Below are 16706 nucleotides of genomic sequence, written 5' to 3' on the forward strand. Positions count from 1 at the left end.
GGTCAGTTGAACTTCTCTGCCCGCTTGATGAGCTTGTCCAGGCCCGGCTCGTTCGGGTCGAACGGGGTGCCCGGGTGGATCGCGAACGAGGCGCACTTCTCCGCCGCGCGGACGATGTCCTTGAACGACGCCCCCTTCGGATCCTTCACAACGACCTGCTTGTTGTCGTCGTACTCAAAAACGCCGGGGGCGATGTCGATGCAGTCATCGCACGCGGTGCACTCGTTGCTCTCCACCCACACCGGATCGTGGGCTGCAGTGGGCGCGGCATCGGCAGCGCCCCCGTCATCGGCCCCCTGACCCTGCGCGCCCGCGGAGGACACCGCCGACTCGGGGGCGGCGAGCGCGCCGGCCAGCTGGCCGGAATCCTCGCCGCTGGCCATGGAGACCAGGGCCGCGCTGATCCGTTGCGCCATCTCCTGACGCGTCCGGGCAGCCACGGCCTGCTCATCGACCTCTTCACGATCCAGTCCGAGCAGACCCTTGAGCTGGTGCCAGAAGTCACGTCGCTCCTCGGTCGAGCGGACCAGCTCCTCGGAGACGATGACCCGGACCAGTCGGTTCTGCTTGTCCACGGCCCAGATGTACGGGAACAGGCCCTCGCGATCCTCTTCGTCGAGCTCCAGCAGCTCCACCAGCGGGATCATGTCGTCGTTCCACTTTTCCGGCGGCACCTGCTTGAAGTGCTTGCGGAAGCGACCCTCGGTCAGCGCGAAGTCGGCAAAGGTCATGGGTAGTTCCATGCTCTGCTCCGCGCCCTCCTCGTCGAGGTAGTTGAGGGTGTACGTCGGCCAGTCCTGCTCGACCTCAGGGTTACCCTCGAGATCACTGCACTCGCGGAACGTGGTGCCGCGATCCGGGTTGTAGCGGAACAGCGGGTAGGCCCGGCCGTCCACTGCCATACGCGACTGCATGAAGGCCACATCGTCCCCCACTCCGTGCTCCGGCGGGCAGACGGCGTAGACGTTGAACACCGCCGGACGCCGGGTGTTGAGACCCTCGATGAAGCTCTCCAGCAGGTGCGTGACGTTGGCGATGGTCCCCTGCGCGACATAACTGGTGCGGTGGGCCATGCCGATGAGGCTGATCTCCTTGCGGATCTCGTTCTTGCCCTTCCAGGCCTTGCCGTAGGGCGCCATGTCCGAGACCTGGCTGATGAACCCAGAGGTGCAGGCCTGGCCACCGGTGTTGGAGTAGACCTGGGTATCGAGCACCAGCACCTTCACCGGCTTCCCGGACATCATGGCCCGCGACAGGTTCTGGAAGCCGATGTCGTACATGGCGCCGTCGCCGCCCAGGCTGACCACCGGCGGGCACAGGGCGTACTCCTCGTCGGTGAAGTTCTCCCAGTTGAACTGGGCGAAGAACGCGTCGTGCTCGGCCGGATCGTACTTGCCGGCGAGTTCGAGTTCGGCCATGCGGATGGCCTTGAAGCCATCGGCCATCTTCGACATGTGCCCCTCGAAGATGCCCACTGCCATCGACGGGCTATCCTGGAACAGGTGGCTGGTCCACGGGAACGGATAGGGGTTGTAGGGATACGTGCTCCCCCAGACCGAGGTGCAGCCTGTGGCGTTGATCACGCCCATGTGGGTACGGCCGCGGCCGGTCGGCCCCTCGGTGTAGCGCCAGCGCAGATCCTTGAGCCGGGCCAGCACGTCGGTAGCCCACTTCAGCCAGTCGGGATCCACAGTCTGGCTGCCCCGCCCCTCATCCAGCGTGCCGGACAAGCGCGAGAGCGTCAGGTCACGGTCCGAGTGTGCTTGGATGGCCTCGTGGACCGCGTGGACGTCGGAGATATCCATGCCTTCGGCCAGCTTGAGGCGGATGTGCTGCTCCAGCCGGGCGATCAGGTCGTCAATCTTCTTGACGTGCTCCTTGACCCGGGGCTGCATCAGCGCCGAGACCGTGGAGGTGAACAGGTGCACCGCGGTCTTCTCGCCGCAGCCCAGGCATGCGCCGTCGCCGGCGTTCAACGACTCGTAGTTGGTCTTATCGAGCAGCAGCGTCTCCAGGGCGCCGATGCCCTCATCCAGGTCGTCGATGCGGATGTAGTCCTTGCTGGTGCTCGGCAGATCAAGCCAGAAGTCCCAATTGCGCCGCATTCGGTCGACGTCGTCCTGGGTCTGTGTCACCGCCTCGAGGGCACCCTCGTCACAGATGCGGACGCACTCCATGCACCCCTTGCAGGTATACGGATTGACCGCCAGGGAGAACAGACCGCCACTGCCGGGGCTGCGCTTCTCCTGCGCGGAGAAGAACGGCTTGGTGACGGCGAACTGGAAGTCGCCGATCTGCTCGCGCAGCGATGCCAGCTCCCGCTCCAGACGCTCCTTATCGCCGCCATCGAGCGTGCTATCGGCCAGCAGGCGCTGGATGGAGTCGTCGAGTTCAGCGTGGAAGTCGGCCTCCTCGCCGGCCTCGAGCAGCGCACTGCGCAGCCGCTTCTCAAGATCGCGCACGGCGCGCCGCAGATGGCGTGTCGGCTGGGTCTTCTCGATACGACGCACGCCGGTGTCGAAGATCTCGCCGATGCTGTTGACCAGCCCGGGCAGTGCGGTGTCCGGACAGACCGCGTAGCAGTCCCCGCAGGCCGTGCACTTGGCCGGATCCCAGGCGGGGTACTCGAAGCGTACCTGGGTCATGTCCCGGTAGATCGCCGTGGACGCCGGGATCAGCGACTGCGCCATGAAGGGATCGGCCAGGTTGTCACTGCCCTGCCCGGCGACATAGAAGCTGCCGGTCTGCTCCCAGAAACGGTGGATATCCGAACGCGCATCCTCGGACTTGGGCAGACGCTTGAGCATCACCGGCATCTCCGGCATGGCCCGCTGCTCGCCCGAAGCCGGCGCCACGGCACCGCTGAGGGTCTTGTCGGTGATCTCCACCAGTTCATCGAAGCCGCGGCGGACCACCCGCAGGTTGTCCTCCACCACGCGGCGCCCCTTGCTGCCGAACTTCTGCTCGAGCTGCTCCTCGATAGCGCGGAAAAGTGAGTCACGTGTCAGGCCGCGGCGCTGCATAAGCGGCGACGACGCGAAAAACGCGCCCTGGAAGGCAATGCCCTGCATGCGGAACTGCAGATCGGCATCCGAGGCCTCGTCCCGGGCAATCTTGAACGCATCGAGATAGTAGACGTGGATATCGTTCTCGACGATGTAGCGCTGGGCCTCCGCCGGGAAGCTCTCCCAGACGGCAGCCGGCGAGTCCAGGTTCGACTGGATGACGAACGTCCCGCCCTTGGCCAGGCCGGCCAGCGGGTTGGAGTGATCGAAGACGTTCGGGTCCGGCGACAGGACAACCTCGACCTCCTTGAGCTCGCTGCTGACCCGGATTGGCTCCGGCGCAGCAGCCAGGTAATAGGTGGTCGGCTGCCCCTTCTTCTCGGAGCCGTACTTCGGGTTCGCCTTGATGTGGAAGTCGAGCAGGTCGAAGAGCGTCATGGCCAGGTTCTTGCCCGTGGTCATGGCGCCCCAACCGCCAACCGAGTGCAGCCGCGCGGTGATCGCCTCATCGGGCATCAGGCTCGGGTTCTCGGAACCGCGCAGTGCCATCTTCTCGATACCCGGGTAGGCCTCCTGCACCTTCTGCTGATGCACCTCCTGGGTGGGCGTCGCCGGGTTGGGGCGGATGAAGTCCACCGACAGGTAAAAGAACGTCTGCTGCGGCCCGTCGCCGAGCATGTTCTCCACGGCGGCGATCAGCCCCTCGGGCTGCAGGTCGCGCGACCCCAAGCCGTAGGCACCGGAATAGATCCGCGGCATGTCCCCGCCGCCGAAGGACGGATAATCCGGGTACGGTTTGCCTTCCCCGGCGATGCGGTTCTCCAGGCACTTGGTCAGTGCCGCCCGGGTTTCGCGGGCCAGGGGCAGATCCTCGGCCAACGGCTGATCCGTGCGCTCGAGCACGGCGACGCCCTTGCGCCCCTTGAGCAGCTGGGCCAGGTCGGCGCCAGGGAAGGGACGGAACATGGTCAGATTGACCACGCCCACCGGGATGCCGCGCGTATCCCGCAGGTAATCGGCCACCGCCTCGGCAGTGGCCACCATGCTGCCCTGACCGACAATGACGTACTCGGCGTCGTCCATCCGGTAACCGGAGACCCGGTTGTAGCGCCGGCCGGTCAGCTGGGAGAACTCCTCCATGCAGGCGTCGGCGATCTCGGGCAGGTGGGCGTAGAAGTACGGCCGCTGGGCCGCCACCTGCTGCATGTAGGCGTCCTGGTTCTGCACCGAACCGGAGAGCATCGGGTTGTCGACATCCCAAATGGCGGGGATACGGCGGCGCTGCTCGCCATAGAGCATCCGCTGCGCCGGGGTCGGACAGTCGATGATATCGTCGGCACTGCCCAGGTACTCCTGGATCAGCTCCCGCTCGGGGATGCGCAGCGACTCGATCAGGTGAGTGGTCAGGAAGCCGTCCTGACCGACGATACCCGGGTTGAGCGCTAGCTCGGCGATCTTGTGGGAGATGATGTTCAGGTCCGCCGCCTCCTGGGCGTTCTTGGCGAAGACCTGGAAGAAGCCGGTGTCGTCGACGCAGTGGTAGTCGTCGTGGCCGGCATGGACGTTGAGCGCGCCCTTAGTGATGGCGCGGCAGCCCATGTTGAGGATGTACGGCAGTCGCTTGCCGGCAGCGGCATAGAGCGATTCGTGCATGAACGCCACGCCCTGCGCCGACGAGAAATTAATCGCCCGCAGGCCGGTCATCGACAGCCCGGCGGTCATCGCCGCAGCGGCGTGCTCGGACTCCGGCTCGATGAAGATCAGCGAGCGACCGGAGACATTGATATGACCCTTGGAGACCTCCTCGGCCCACATCTCACCCATGTCCGTGGACGGAGTGATCGGGTAGGCGCCGGCGGCGTCCGAGGATTCGCGCTCGCACTGGATGACGGCACTGTTGCCGTCCATCGCCCCGCGAATCCCCTGATACTTCATCAGGTCCTGCGACGTAGTGCGCTTGAAAAGCATATCGCCTCCCCTAGCTTGCCCGGTCCGTCCGGACCGGTGCTCATTTCGAAATCTGTGTACCTGTAACCGCCAGACGCCACACCGCGGCGCCGGCCCGCGCGCATGCCGGCCGGCCAGCCATGCGGGTTGTAGCGCTGTGCCTCAGACGCGAGGCAGGGGTTCCATGCGCGGTAGAGGTTCTTTGCGGGTGATCTTCCGTGCGCCCGCACCCCGTCGGGGCTCACCGTCTTCCAACCAGACAATGGCGCCCGTTGGACAACGTTCGATCGCCACTGGTGAGGCCAGGTCGTTCTTGCTGTAGTCGATCACCGCCAGGTTATTTTCCATGCGGATCAGACCTTCCGGCGCGTCGGCTGCACAGCGCCCGCAGGCAGTGCAGACGACCTCACAGTGGGATTCGGCCTCGTCCTGCGGATCCTGGTTGCGGCAATTGATCCACAGGCGGTGGCTTTCGGGTTGCAGGCTGAAGAGGTCTTTTGGACAGATTTCGACGCAATCACCGCAGCCGGTGCATTTTTCGGCATCCACGATCGGCAGGCCATACCGGTTGAGCTCAATGGCGTCGAAACCGCACTCGTCCTCGCAGTCACCAAGGCCGAGACAGCCCCAGACACAGCCCTTGCCACCGCCGGCGACCAGCGCCGCCGCTCGACAGGACTTGAGCCCCTCGTAGCGCGCCCGGGTAGCCGCCACGTGGGTGCCGCCAGCGCAGGCCAGTCGGGCGATTAGCCGCTCCTGGTCGCCTACGCTGACACCGAGCAGGTCAGCGATCTGCTGATTCAACTCGGGGGAGTTGACTGTACACCGGGAAGGCTGGGTGTCGCCGTTGATCAGGGCTTCGGCAAACGGGCGACAGCCCGCGACCCCGCAGGCCCCGCAGTTCGCCCGAGGCAGCAGGTCCTCGATCTCGTCGATTCGCGGATCCTCGTAGACGTAGAGCCGCCGATTGGCCACGGCGAGCATCGCGGCCAGGAGGATACCCAGGCTCGCCATCACGCCGCCCGCCAGGGCGATCTGTGTCATTGCCGAAGTCACTCGCTGCGTCCCTTCCCGATGGTGTTAACGGTATTGTGCAGTGAACAATAGCGAGTGGAAATTACCCTCATAGAGGTCGACAGGTCAAATCCCGATGGGTTTTCCGGTGCCCGCGACCACCCGCTCGCGCGCGCGCGCTCCCATCATGTTGATCCCCCACCCCTTGCTCTCTATGCTCTACCGGCCTGAAATCGCAGTCCGGACAACGAGTCAGTCCCCAGGAGCAGTGCATGCCCGATCAATTCCTCACAGGCAATGAAGCCGTCGCCCAAGCCGCACTCGACGGCGCCGTGTCGCTGGGTACCGGCTATCCGGGAACCCCCTCGACCGAGATCCTCGAGCGCCTCGACCACCTCGGAGGGCGTGCCCAGTGGGCTCCCAACGAGAAGGTGGCCCTTGAGGTCGGCCTCGGCGTGGCCTACGGCAACGCCCGGGCCCTGGTGACTATGAAGCACGTCGGCCTCAACGTGGCCGCTGACGCGTTGTTCTCCGCCACCTACACCGGTGTAGCCGAGGGCCTGGTCATCGCCGTCGCCGACGACCCGGGAATGCACTCCAGCCAGAACGAGCAGGACACCCGCCGCTATGCCGAAGCCTCCGGGGCACCGATGCTCGAGCCCGGCGACAGCCAGGAGGCGTACGACTATACGCTCAAGGCCCTGGAACTCTCCGCTCGCTTCCAGTTGCCGGTGATCCTGCGTTTGACCACACGGATCTGCCACTCCAAGGGGCGGGTCCGCACCCGCACCGAACGGGCGCAGGTGCCCGCGCCGCGGTACGAGCGGGACATCCCCGGTCGGGTCATGATCCCTGGCTACGCGCGTCCGGCCCACGTCCGGCTGCGCGAACGCCTGGCCAACCTTGCGCGCTCCGAGGTGTCGGCGGAGCTGCTCGTCGAGGAGGGCGAGGATACGAGCCTGGGGATCATCGCCGACGGCGTGGCTGCAGCCCATGCCCGGGAGGCCGCCCCCGGAGCTCGCCTGCTCAAGCCGGGGCTGACCCACCCGCTACCCATCGAGGCCATGCGCGCCTTCGCCGCCAAGGTGGACCGTTGCGTAGTGATCGAAGAGGGGGATCCGTACCTCTACACCGCCGCTCGGGCAGCGGACATCCCGGTGGAGGGCAAGCCGGAGCGCTTCCGTTTCGGTGAGCTCAACGCCGACCGGGTCCGCCGCATCCTCGCCGGCGACGAGAGCCCGGAGCCCGAACCGGAGGAACCGGGCAGGCCGCCGCGGCTCTGTGCCGACTGCTCCCATAGACAGGTGTTCCAGACCCTGTCCCGGCACGAGTGCATCGTTGCCGGAGACATCGGCTGCTACACCCTCGGCGTCATGCCTCCCTTCGAGGCGATGGACACCTGCGTATGCATGGGCGCGAGCGTCGGCGTCGGGCTCGGCCTGCGCCATGCCCTCCCCGCCGACCAGGCACGACGGGTGGTGAGCGTCATCGGCGACAGCACCTTCGTGCATACCGGCCTCCCCGGGCTGGCCGAGATGGCCTATAACCCGCCGGCCACCGGCCACGTGCTGCTCATACTCGACAACGACACCACAGCTATGACCGGGCTCCAGGAGCACCCGGGCACAGGCCGACAGATCGACCACCACCCGGCCACCAGCAAGCTCAACTACGAGGCCGTCGCCCTGGCGATGGGCATCACCCGGGTGCACACGGTGGATCCGGTCGAGGCTCAGGACGAGTTCGAGCGACTGCTCACCGACGCCTTGGCCAGCGACGAGCTCACCCTGATCGTGGCCAGGCGCCCCTGCCCGCTGGCCAGCCGGCGCCTGGCCGCACTTCAGGCCGAGCAGGAGTCGTCGTCATGACTGACGAGCACGGCGTAACCAACATCGTCATTGCCGGACTCGGCGGCCAGGGGATCGTCACGGGCTCGGACATCCTGGCCGAGGCCGCCTTCAGCGCCGGCCACGACGTAAAGAAGAGCGAGATCCACGGCATGAGTCAACGAGGCGGGTCGGTCAGCAGCGACATCCGCTTCGGGCCCCGGGTCCACAGCCCGATGGTGCCGCACGCCGAGGCCGACTTCCTGATCATCTCGGAATCGTCCCAGGTCCTGCCCAACCGCCATCGGCTGGCCCCTCACGGGCGCCTGATCACGCCGGACGCCGTCCCGCAGCTCTTCCAGGACGAGGCATCGCAGCACGCCGCCCGCATGGTCAATGTCGCACTGCTCGGCGTGCTCAGTGCCCACCTCGACATCGACGAGACGCACTGGATCGACGCCATCCGCGGTCAGCTGCCCGATAAGCTCCACGAGATGAACCTGCGCGTATTCCGCCAGGCGCGGGGCATCGAGGCCCTGTTCGGCACTCTAACCAGCCATTCACGCCCCCGACCCACTCTGTGACGAGGGAGACCATGCACGACCGAGCCGCACCGACTCCGGATCAGCCGACCTTCAACCCGCGCAGCGCCCCCGATTACCTCCCGGAGCAGCAGCTGCGCGAGCTCCAGCTCACTCGTCTCCAGGGCATGGTCACGCGGGCCTACGAGCGCGTACCACTGTTCCGCGAGCGTTGCGAGCAGCGGGGGGTGCAACCCTCCGACCTGCGTCAGCTGGCCGACATCCAGCATCTGCCGTTCACCGTCAAGAACGACCTGCGCGATACCTACCCCTTCGGCCTGTTTGCTAGCCCGCGTGAGGAGATCGTCCGCCTGCACGCCTCCAGCGGAACCACTGGCAAGCCGATCGTGGTGGCGTACACCCGGGACGATCTGGACGTCTGGTCCGAGGTCATGAGCCGGACCTTCGCCGCTTGTGGCGTCCATGCCGGCGACATGGTGCAGAACGCCTTCGGTTACGGGCTGTTCACCGGGGGGCTTGGCGCGCACTACGGCGCCGAGGAACTGGGGGCCACGGTCATCCCCATCTCCGGGGGCAACACCGAGCGGCAGATGATGGTGATGCGCGATTTCGGGGTCACCGCGCTGTGCGCCACCCCCAGCTATTTCCTTCATCTGCTGGAACGCGCCCGCGAGGCAGACATCGATTGGCCGAACCTGCCCCTGCGTGTGGGGATCTTCGGCGCCGAGCCGTGGACCGAGGCAATGCGCCAGCGCATCGAGCAGGAGAGCGGTATTCTTGCCTACGACATCTACGGCCTTTCCGAGATCATCGGCCCCGGCGTGGGCAGCGAGTGCTGCGCTCAGGACGGCCTGCACATCTTCGAGGATCACTTCTACCCGGAGATCATCGACCCCGAGTCCGGCACCCCGCTGCCCGACGGCGAGGAAGGCGAGCTGGTGCTCACCACCCTGAGCAAGCAGGCCATGCCGATGATCCGTTACCGGACCCGGGACCTGACCACCATCATCCCCGAGCCGTGCAGCTGCGGCCGGACCATAAGGCGCATCCAACGCATCGGCCGGCGCAGCGACGATATGTTCATCATCCGCGGTATCAATGTCTTTCCGGCCCAAGTCGAGACCGCGCTGCTGCAGGTTGAAGGGACCCTGCCCCACTACCAGATCACCCTGAGCCGCCAGGGGAGCCTCGACCAGATGGAGGTCGCCGTCGAGGTCACCGAGGCGGTGCTGAGTGATACCGTCGGGGGGATGGAGGCGCTGCAAAGGCAGATCGCCGACGCCCTCGAGCACATCATCGGGCTGCGCGTCGGTGTCCGCCTCGCCGAGCCTCAGAGTCTCCCACGCAGCGAGGGCAAGGCGAAGCGGGTTTTCGATAACCGCGAGGGGTGACCATGAAATTCAAGCAGTTATCACTCTTCCTTGAGAACCAACCTGCACACCTCAAGCAACCGTGCCGAATCCTCGCGGAGGCAGGCATCAACATCCGCACCCTCTCCCTGGCCGACGCGGACCAGTTCGGCATCCTGCGCCTGATCGTCGCCGACTGGGAGCGCGCCAAGCGCGTGCTTGAGGAGGCCGGCTGCGCCGTTCGCGTCGATGAGGTGGTGGGGCTGGAAGTGGCCGATGAGTGCGGCGGTATGGCTTACGTCCTGGAGGTCCTCGAACAGGGCGGCCATAACGTGCTCTACACCTACGCCTTCACCTTTGGCGAACCGGGCCGGGCCGTACTATTCATGCGCTTTGAGGATCCGGACGCCGCGATTGCTACGCTGCAGGCCGGACAGATCCATGTCCTCGATCCGGTGCGCTGGCTCACCCGCGCGGACTGACCCGATTCCCGGGGAACGGCTCAGCCGCCGGTGGCGCTCATGAACCGCACCACCCGCGGCTGGCTGGCTCCGGGTGCCGCGAACCCGTGCCGGGCCGGTTTGCGTGCCAGGGCGTCGCGAACCCCCGCGCGCAGACGCTCCCGAACGGTTACGGCATCGTCGCCGGCGCGCAGGATCCCGCGCAGATCGACGGCACCCTCGTCGCCCAGGCACGGCAAAAGCAGCCCCTCCACGGTCACCCGAACCCGATTGCAGGCCGGGCAGAAACATCCCGAGTGGGGCGAGATGAAGCCGACCCGGGTAGCGCTCCCGGACACCTGCAACTCCCGCGAGGGGCCGGCGGCCGGCCGCGGCTCGGCATCCTCCAGGTCGTAGCGCCGCTCGATCAGCGACCGCACCTCGGCCGAGCCCATGAAGGCCTCGCCCCGGACATGACGTTGGGCGTCGCCGAACGGCATCTCTTCGATGAAGCTGATGTCCATCCCCCGCGCCAGCGCAAAATCAACCAGCGATAGGATCTCGTCGTCGTTGCGGCCGCGCATCGCAACGGTGTTTAGGCGGATACGCTTGAAACCAGCCCCCCGTGCCGACTCGATGCCCTCGAGAACTTGGTCCAGCCGTCCGGTCCGGGTCAATTGCCGGAAGCGATCGGCGTCGAGCGTATCCAGACTGATATTCAGGCGCTGCACGCCGGCCGCCCGCAGCTCCCTCGCGTAGCGCGCCAGCTGCGTGGCATTGGTCGTCATCACCAGTTCCTCGAGCCCGTCGATGGCTCCGAGACGCCGCGCGAGCCCCAGCACCCCCCGCCGCAGCAGGGGCTCCCCTCCAGTGATTCGGACCTTCCGCACGCCCAGACCGACGACGGCCACCGCCACCTGCTCTAGCTCCTCTAGGGAGAGGATCTCGGAGCGCGGGACGAAACGCACCTCTCCACCCATGCAGTAGAGACAGCGCAGATCGCAGCGGTCGGTGACCGACAGGCGCAGATAGTCGATCCGGCGCCCGTGGGCATCAACCAGCGGCTGAGAATCGGACGACATGGCAGCCCTCACTGACCGGCGTCCACCCCCTTAGCGCAACCGGAAAACGGCGTACAGCGATGCCGCACCGAGGACCGTAAACCCGAAGAAGCTAGCAAACGGAAGCGGAACCCCAAACAGCGCGGCCGCTTCGGCACAGTCCGTGTTGCCGGTTACCAGCTCGACGAGGAACTCCCGCCAGGGCAGCATCTGCAGCATGACTTCCGGGCTCATCCCGCAATCGACCACCTCCGGATTCCACATGACATAGAGGTGGCGGCCAGCGGCGGCTAGACCCCCGGCGGTTACCGCAGCCAACGCTCCGCCCAGGCTCCACCGCCACCAGCCCCGGCGCGGCCAGAACACCACGCCGAGCAACGCCACGAGCATGAGGGCGGCCAGAATGCCGCGTTGCGTCCAGCACAGCGAGCACGGCTCCAGCCCCCCCCAATGCTCCGCCCCGGCAACAATCCCCCCTGCCGCCGCTGCCACCACGGCCACCAGCCCCAAAAGGGCTCGGCCCCGCTGTCCACGTGTCTCGCTCATTACCGGTACACCAATTCCTTCACGCGTCGGACTGGGTGCAGCGATGATAGCAGCCCTGAGACGGGACCAGCTGCTCATCCCGACCACCTGCCCCGTCCTTGGCCCCCTCGCCGCCTCTACCCGTCGGGGCTACCCCGACACACTATCGATGCAGTTCTATCGATCCATGTAGAATCGCGCCGTAACCTTGCCGTTTCCACGACCGCAACCAAGAGGATCCACCCATGTACAAGGATTGGGCCAGCACCGCCGACGAACTCTCCGCGCTGTTCAAGGAGGTCCGCAAGGGCCAGCCAGATGTTGCCAAGGGGTTCTCGGCCATCGCCCAGGCCGCGACCGCCGACGGGGCGCTCTCGCCCAAGACCAAGGAATTGATCGCGGTCGCGATCAGTGTGGCGACCCGTTGTGACGGTTGTATCGCCTTCCACACTAAGGCCGCGGCCAAGCATGGCGCCACCCGCGACGAGATCCTCGAGATGATCGGTGTCTCGGTCTACATGGGCGGCGGTCCCTCGATGACCTACGGGGCCCAGGCCCTAGAGGCCTTCGACCAGTTCGCCGCGGATCGTTAGTGCGGTAAAAAGTCCACTCCAAAAGGGAGCGCTTGATAAGCATCAAAACCACGCCGTACGGTAGGGAAGACCACTTGCTCCCTACCGTACGGCACACCGGAGTGCAGCCTGGAATCCATGGAACAGCAAATCCCCAAACGTCGCGTGCTCGAGCAGTTCGCGGTTATCGCCAAGGCGGTGGGACACGAATACCGCCTGGAACTGCTCGAGCTAGTTGCGCAGCGGGAACGCAGCGTCGAGGCCCTGACGCAGTTGACCCAGCTGCCCGTGGGCAGCGTCTCGCAACATCTGCAGCAGCTCCGGCGCGCCGGCCTGGTGACCGCCCGCAAAGAGGGTAAGTACGTCTACTACGCGCTCGCCGACGAGGAGGTTTTGACCCTGATGTCGACCCTGCGCCGGGTGGCCGAGCGCAACATAGCCGAAGTCAATCAGCTGATTGCGCAGTACTTCGAGGACCACCAGGACCTGGACACGCTCTCGTCGGCGGAGCTCCTTGAGCGCCTGCAGCGTAACGAAGTCACTTTGATCGACGTCCGCCCGCCCGAGGAGTACGCCTCCGGACACTTGCCGGGCGCCATCAACGTACCCCTGGATGAACTCGAGGCCCGGCTCCAAGACTTGCCCGCCGAGCAACAGGTGGTCGCCTACTGCCGGGGACCGTTCTGCGCCCTGGCTCGCGACGCCGTGCGCCGACTGCGCCGCCAAGGCGTTGACGCAACCCGGCTCAACCAAGGCTTCCCGGAGTGGAAGGCCGAGGGGCTCCCGGTTCAATAAGAGGGTTTACCAGTTCAACCACTTGCGGCACTCGCCCTCGGCGTCGGCCGCCACGGTCTCGGCATCCACCTGCTCCGGGCGCCATTCGCGTACCTGCCCCTGACACTCCAGGTGCAGGACCGGATACTGCGGCCGCGCCGTGTCCCCGTGCAGCGCAGGGAACGCAAAGGACGGCTTGTGATAGAGGCGGCCCTCCACGGTGTAGACGCAGCTTCCCTCCGAGTCGGTTGCGACCATCAATCTGGCCCAGTGCTCGTTGTGCTCGACAAGGGCGGCAAACCCCTCGGCGATCAGGGTGTCGCGGGCCCGCCACAAGCCGGGCAGCACCGCCTCCCGGAAGCTTTGCTCGAGTTGTTGCTCGGCGTCACGGAGCTGTGCTTGCGCCGCCTCGGCATCGGCCATCTGGGGTTCGCCGCTTTTGAGGAGCTTTCTCAGCCAGCGTCTCATTGACGTTTCGTCCTTGTCTGCGGAGTGTCCGAGCTGCCCCGCGGCGGCCATCCACGGCGCCGCCGCCGGCGCTCATCCAGATAGCGGAACAGCCGTTCTAGCTTCGGCTCGGGGATGGGGCTGATCATGTCCGACTGCTGCGCATCGGCACGGAACGCCGCCCACAGCCCCCAGGCCATGAGCAGAAGGATCAGTGACAACGGCAGCGCCGCCGCAATGGTGACTGTTTGCAAGGCCTGCAGCCCGCCGGCGATCAACAGCACCGCGGCCACGGCACCGGTCATGGTGCTCCAGAAGATCTTCTGCAGCAGCGGCGGATTGGGGTTGCCGCCGGAGGCCAGGACATTCATGACCAGCGCCCCCGAGTCTGCCGACGTCACGAAATAGCCCACCACCACGGCGGTAGCCAGTGGAACCGTAATCGCCGCCAGGGGCAGCGCCTCGAGCATGGCGTAGAGCGCCTGCGGCACGCTCTCCTGTACCACTGCCGCGATGCCGGCGCCGGCCTGATCCAGATGCAGTGCACCCGCGCCGAAGGCGGTCAGCCAGACGAAGGTGAACAGCGTCGGTACCAACAACACGCCGAGGATGAACTCCCCCACCGTCCGCCCGCGGGAGACCCGGGCGATGAACATGCCCACGAACGGACACCACGAGATCCACCACCCCCAGTAGAACAGCGTCCAGTCGGCCTGCCAGTCGGGGCTCCGAAAGGCGTCGGTGCGGAAGGTCAGCTCCACGAGGCCGTCCACATAGTGGCCGAGGGATTCAAAAAAGCCGGCCAGGACCAGCCGGGTCGGCCCGGCGATCAGCACGAACAACATCAGCGCCGCACCGAGGAACAGATTGGCGCGTGAGAGAAGACGGATCCCGTTGTTCAATCCGCTGACCACGGAGATGGTCGCCGCCCCCATGATGGCGATGATCAGCCCGATCTGGTGCGTCAGTGACTCCTCCAGCAGCCCGACCCGTGCCAATCCGGAGTTGACCTGCATAACCCCCAACCCCAGGGATGTCGCCACTCCGAGCACGGTCCCCACCACCGCCATGGTGTCGACCAGATCGCCAATGACGCCGTGTATACGCTGTCCGAGCAGCGGGTAGAGCGCCGAGCGAAGAGACAACGGCAAGTCGTGGCGGTAGGAGAAAAACGCCAGCGAGAGCGCGACGATGATGTAGATCGCCCAAGGGTGCAAACCCCAGTGGAAGAAAGTGATCTGCAGCGCCTCGAGGGCCGCATCCGGCGTACCCGGCTCGGCCCGGGGCGGATCGGCGAAGTGCATCAGCGGTTCGGCAACGCTGTAGAACAGCAGGCCGATGCCCATACCCGCCGAGAAGAGCATGGCGAACCACGACAGGTAGCTGTACTCCGGATAGGAGTCGGGCGGCCCCAGACGCAGCCTGCGGAAATCAGGACGCAGCAGCACCACCAAAACGAAACCGAGTAGGAACGCAACGACACCGGTGTAGACCCAACCCAGCTCGACGGCAATGAACGTCTGCAGCCGGGCGATCCCATCACCCATCGCCTCGGTCCAGACGGCGGCGGCCACCACCAGGGTCACCACCAGGGCTGCTGCCGGCAGAAAGACCCTAGGATACATATACCCACCCAAGGGACGCGGATCGACCACCCCGACGGACGCGCGACGGGGCGGTCATGCTACGTTCGCTCCCAGTCCATGCTCCGGCGCACAGCCTTTTGCCAACCGCTGTAGAGTCGATCACGTTCCTCCTCCGCCATCGACGGTTCGAAGACCCGCTCCAAAGCCACCTGGCGGGCCACGCTCCCCTGATCCCAGACGCCCGCGTTAATACCCGCCAGGTAAGCGGCTCCGAGGGCGGTGGTTTCGGTGATCTCGGGCCGCTCCACCCGCACCCCCAGCACGTCGGCCTGGAACTGCATCAGCACGTTGTTGGCCACGGCCCCGCCGTCGACTCGGAGCCCCTTGAGCGGCAGCCCGGAGTCACGCCCCATGGCATCGATCACGTCCCGGGTCTGATAGGCCAGCGCATCCAGGGTCGCGCGGGTGACATGCTCCTTCCGCGTCCCCCGCGTCAGCCCGAAGATCGCGCCCCGGGCGTACATGTCCCAGTACGGGGCACCGAGCCCAGCGAAAGCCGGTACGACGTAGACCCCACCGGCGTCTGGCACCTTGCCGGCGAAGTACTCCGAATCCTCCGCCGAGTCGATCAGCTTCAACTCGTCGCGCAGCCACTGGATGGCGGCGCCGGCGATGAAGATCGCCCCCTCGAGGGCGTACTCCACCCGACCGTCAATGCCCCAGGCGATGGTGGTGAGCAGGCCCGACTCCGAGACCGCGGGTTGCTCACCGGTATGCATCAGCAGGAAACAGCCGGTGCCGTAAGTGTTCTTGGCCATGCCCGGCTCGAAGCAGGCCTGCCCGAACAGTGCCGCCTGCTGATCTCCGGCGATGCCGGCAATGGGGATCTGTGCTCCGCCGAGCATATCCGGGTCCGTGGTCCCGAAATGCCCACAGGAGGGGCGCACCTCCGGCAGCAGCGTCCGCGGGATCGCCAGCGCCTCAAGCAGTTCGTCGTCCCAGGCCAGGCGATGGATGTCGTAGAGCATGGTGCGCGAGGCGTTGCTGTAGTCGGTGACGTGGCATGCCCCGCGGGTCAGATTCCAGACCAGCCAGGTATCCATGGTGCCGAACAGCAGCTCACCCTGCTCGGCTCGTTCGCGTGCTCCCGCGACATTGTCGAGCAACCAGCGGATCTTGGTGCCCGAGAAGTAGGCATCGATCACCAGGCCGGTGGTGTCACGCACTTTCCGCTCCAGATCGCGCTCCTTGAGCGACTCGCATAGGGCGGCCGTGCGTCGGTCCTGCCAGACGATCGCATTGTGAATCGGGCGCCCCGTGTGGCGATCCCAGATCACGGTGGTCTCGCGCTGGTTGGTGATCCCGATGGCGTGGAGTTCGGCCGGCTTAACCCCATGCACCTCGAGAACTTCCCGCACCACCCCCATCTGCGCGCCCCAGATCTCCATGGCGTCGTGTTCCACCCAGCCCGGGTGCGGGTAATACTGCGTCAGCTCCTTCTGCGCGACGCCCACGATCTGCGCCCGCTGATCAAAGAGAATCGCACGGCAGCTGGTGGTGCCCTGATCCAGGGCCAGGATGTAGCGCTGCTGCATGGTTCGACTCCTTCGCTGCGTCC

The 16706-nt window shown here is 66.1% G+C and carries 13 protein-coding genes; 6 read left to right on the forward strand and 7 right to left on the reverse strand.

Annotated features, from left to right (window positions below; all coding sequences use genetic code 11):
* Positions 1-2 precede the first annotated feature (2 nt).
* Together LRA98_RS00930 and LRA98_RS00935 are read right to left on the reverse strand one after the other, a co-directional pair.
* Positions 3-4973 (reverse strand): 2-oxoacid:acceptor oxidoreductase family protein, encoded by a 4971-nt coding sequence (locus LRA98_RS00930; protein ID WP_201167377.1) that lies wholly within the window; start codon positions 4971-4973, stop codon positions 3-5.
* Positions 4974-5114: 141 nt separating this feature from the next.
* A complete protein-coding gene (locus tag LRA98_RS00935) occupies positions 5115-5996 on the reverse strand; it encodes an RnfABCDGE type electron transport complex subunit B (protein WP_201167379.1) in 882 nt (293 codons plus the stop codon).
* 242 nt (positions 5997-6238) lie between these two features.
* On the opposite strand from LRA98_RS00935, the gene LRA98_RS00940 reads away from it, so the two are divergent.
* Genes LRA98_RS00940 through LRA98_RS00955 form a run of 4 tightly spaced genes read left to right on the forward strand, consistent with a single transcriptional unit; the run spans position 6239 to position 10165 of the window.
* The gene (locus LRA98_RS00940) at positions 6239-7834 is read left to right on the forward strand and encodes a thiamine pyrophosphate-dependent enzyme (RefSeq protein WP_238632559.1); all 1596 of its coding nucleotides are present in this window, start codon (positions 6239-6241) and stop codon (positions 7832-7834) included.
* On the forward strand, positions 7831-8376 hold the full coding sequence (locus LRA98_RS00945) for an indolepyruvate oxidoreductase subunit beta (RefSeq protein ID WP_201167382.1): 546 nt from the start codon (positions 7831-7833) through the stop codon (positions 8374-8376). The genes LRA98_RS00940 and LRA98_RS00945 overlap by 4 nt, the downstream gene beginning before the upstream one ends.
* A gap of 11 nt (positions 8377-8387) precedes the next feature.
* Positions 8388-9725 (forward strand): phenylacetate--CoA ligase family protein, encoded by a 1338-nt coding sequence (locus LRA98_RS00950; RefSeq protein ID WP_201167383.1) that lies wholly within the window; start codon positions 8388-8390, stop codon positions 9723-9725.
* A gap of 2 nt (positions 9726-9727) precedes the next feature.
* The gene (locus LRA98_RS00955) at positions 9728-10165 is read left to right on the forward strand and encodes an amino acid-binding protein (protein WP_201167384.1); all 438 of its coding nucleotides are present in this window, start codon (positions 9728-9730) and stop codon (positions 10163-10165) included.
* 20 nt (positions 10166-10185) lie between these two features.
* On the opposite strand, the gene moaA is transcribed toward LRA98_RS00955, so the two are convergent.
* Complete coding sequence (gene moaA, locus LRA98_RS00960) at positions 10186-11205, reverse strand: GTP 3',8-cyclase MoaA (RefSeq protein ID WP_238632558.1); 1020 nt, start codon at positions 11203-11205, stop codon at positions 10186-10188.
* Between the two features lie 30 nt (positions 11206-11235).
* Positions 11236-11730, reverse strand: coding sequence for a disulfide bond formation protein B (locus tag LRA98_RS00965; protein ID WP_238632557.1), 495 nt, complete (start codon positions 11728-11730; stop codon positions 11236-11238).
* A 224-nt stretch (positions 11731-11954) separates the two neighbouring features.
* Between LRA98_RS00965 and LRA98_RS00970 the strand changes: the two genes are divergently transcribed.
* Positions 11955-12302 (forward strand): carboxymuconolactone decarboxylase family protein, encoded by a 348-nt coding sequence (locus LRA98_RS00970; protein ID WP_201167428.1) that lies wholly within the window; start codon positions 11955-11957, stop codon positions 12300-12302.
* Between the two features lie 117 nt (positions 12303-12419).
* Positions 12420-13076 (forward strand): ArsR/SmtB family transcription factor, encoded by a 657-nt coding sequence (locus tag LRA98_RS00975; protein ID WP_201167441.1) that lies wholly within the window; start codon positions 12420-12422, stop codon positions 13074-13076.
* Positions 13077-13082: 6 nt separating this feature from the next.
* On the opposite strand, the gene LRA98_RS00980 is transcribed toward LRA98_RS00975, so the two are convergent.
* The 3 genes from LRA98_RS00980 to glpK are packed head-to-tail and all read right to left on the reverse strand — an operon-like array spanning position 13083 to position 16683.
* A complete protein-coding gene (locus LRA98_RS00980; RefSeq protein WP_201167444.1) occupies positions 13083-13523 on the reverse strand; it encodes a hypothetical protein in 441 nt (146 codons plus the stop codon).
* Positions 13520-15127: a BCCT family transporter gene (locus LRA98_RS00985; RefSeq protein WP_207189755.1), complete on the reverse strand. Its 1608-nt coding sequence runs from the start codon at positions 15125-15127 to the stop codon at positions 13520-13522. The genes LRA98_RS00980 and LRA98_RS00985 overlap by 4 nt, the downstream gene beginning before the upstream one ends.
* A gap of 59 nt (positions 15128-15186) precedes the next feature.
* Positions 15187-16683: a glycerol kinase GlpK gene (gene glpK / locus LRA98_RS00990; protein WP_238632556.1), complete on the reverse strand. Its 1497-nt coding sequence runs from the start codon at positions 16681-16683 to the stop codon at positions 15187-15189.
* Positions 16684-16706 lie beyond the last annotated feature (23 nt).

The organism is Halorhodospira sp. M38, from assembly GCF_022227985.1.
GTDB classification, from domain to species: Bacteria; Pseudomonadota; Gammaproteobacteria; order Nitrococcales; family Halorhodospiraceae; genus Halorhodospira; species Halorhodospira halophila_A.

Excerpts from the sequence above, each read along its gene's own strand:
- LRA98_RS00930 (WP_201167377.1), bottom strand. The coding sequence starts at position 4,973 with ATGCTTTTCAAGCGCACTACGTCGCAGGACCTGATGAAGTATCAGGGG.
- LRA98_RS00935 (WP_201167379.1), bottom strand. The coding sequence starts at position 5,996 with ATGACACAGATCGCCCTGGCGGGCGGCGTGATGGCGAGCCTGGGTATC.
- LRA98_RS00940 (WP_238632559.1), top strand. The coding sequence starts at position 6,239 with ATGCCCGATCAATTCCTCACAGGCAATGAAGCCGTCGCCCAAGCCGCA.
- LRA98_RS00945 (WP_201167382.1), top strand. The coding sequence starts at position 7,831 with ATGACTGACGAGCACGGCGTAACCAACATCGTCATTGCCGGACTCGGC.
- LRA98_RS00950 (WP_201167383.1), top strand. The coding sequence starts at position 8,388 with ATGCACGACCGAGCCGCACCGACTCCGGATCAGCCGACCTTCAACCCG.
- LRA98_RS00955 (WP_201167384.1), top strand. The coding sequence starts at position 9,728 with ATGAAATTCAAGCAGTTATCACTCTTCCTTGAGAACCAACCTGCACAC.
- moaA (WP_238632558.1), bottom strand. The coding sequence starts at position 11,205 with ATGTCGTCCGATTCTCAGCCGCTGGTTGATGCCCACGGGCGCCGGATC.
- LRA98_RS00965 (WP_238632557.1), bottom strand. The coding sequence starts at position 11,730 with ATGAGCGAGACACGTGGACAGCGGGGCCGAGCCCTTTTGGGGCTGGTG.
- LRA98_RS00970 (WP_201167428.1), top strand. The coding sequence starts at position 11,955 with ATGTACAAGGATTGGGCCAGCACCGCCGACGAACTCTCCGCGCTGTTC.
- LRA98_RS00975 (WP_201167441.1), top strand. The coding sequence starts at position 12,420 with ATGGAACAGCAAATCCCCAAACGTCGCGTGCTCGAGCAGTTCGCGGTT.
- LRA98_RS00980 (WP_201167444.1), bottom strand. The coding sequence starts at position 13,523 with ATGAGACGCTGGCTGAGAAAGCTCCTCAAAAGCGGCGAACCCCAGATG.
- LRA98_RS00985 (WP_207189755.1), bottom strand. The coding sequence starts at position 15,127 with ATGTATCCTAGGGTCTTTCTGCCGGCAGCAGCCCTGGTGGTGACCCTG.
- glpK (WP_238632556.1), bottom strand. The coding sequence starts at position 16,683 with ATGCAGCAGCGCTACATCCTGGCCCTGGATCAGGGCACCACCAGCTGC.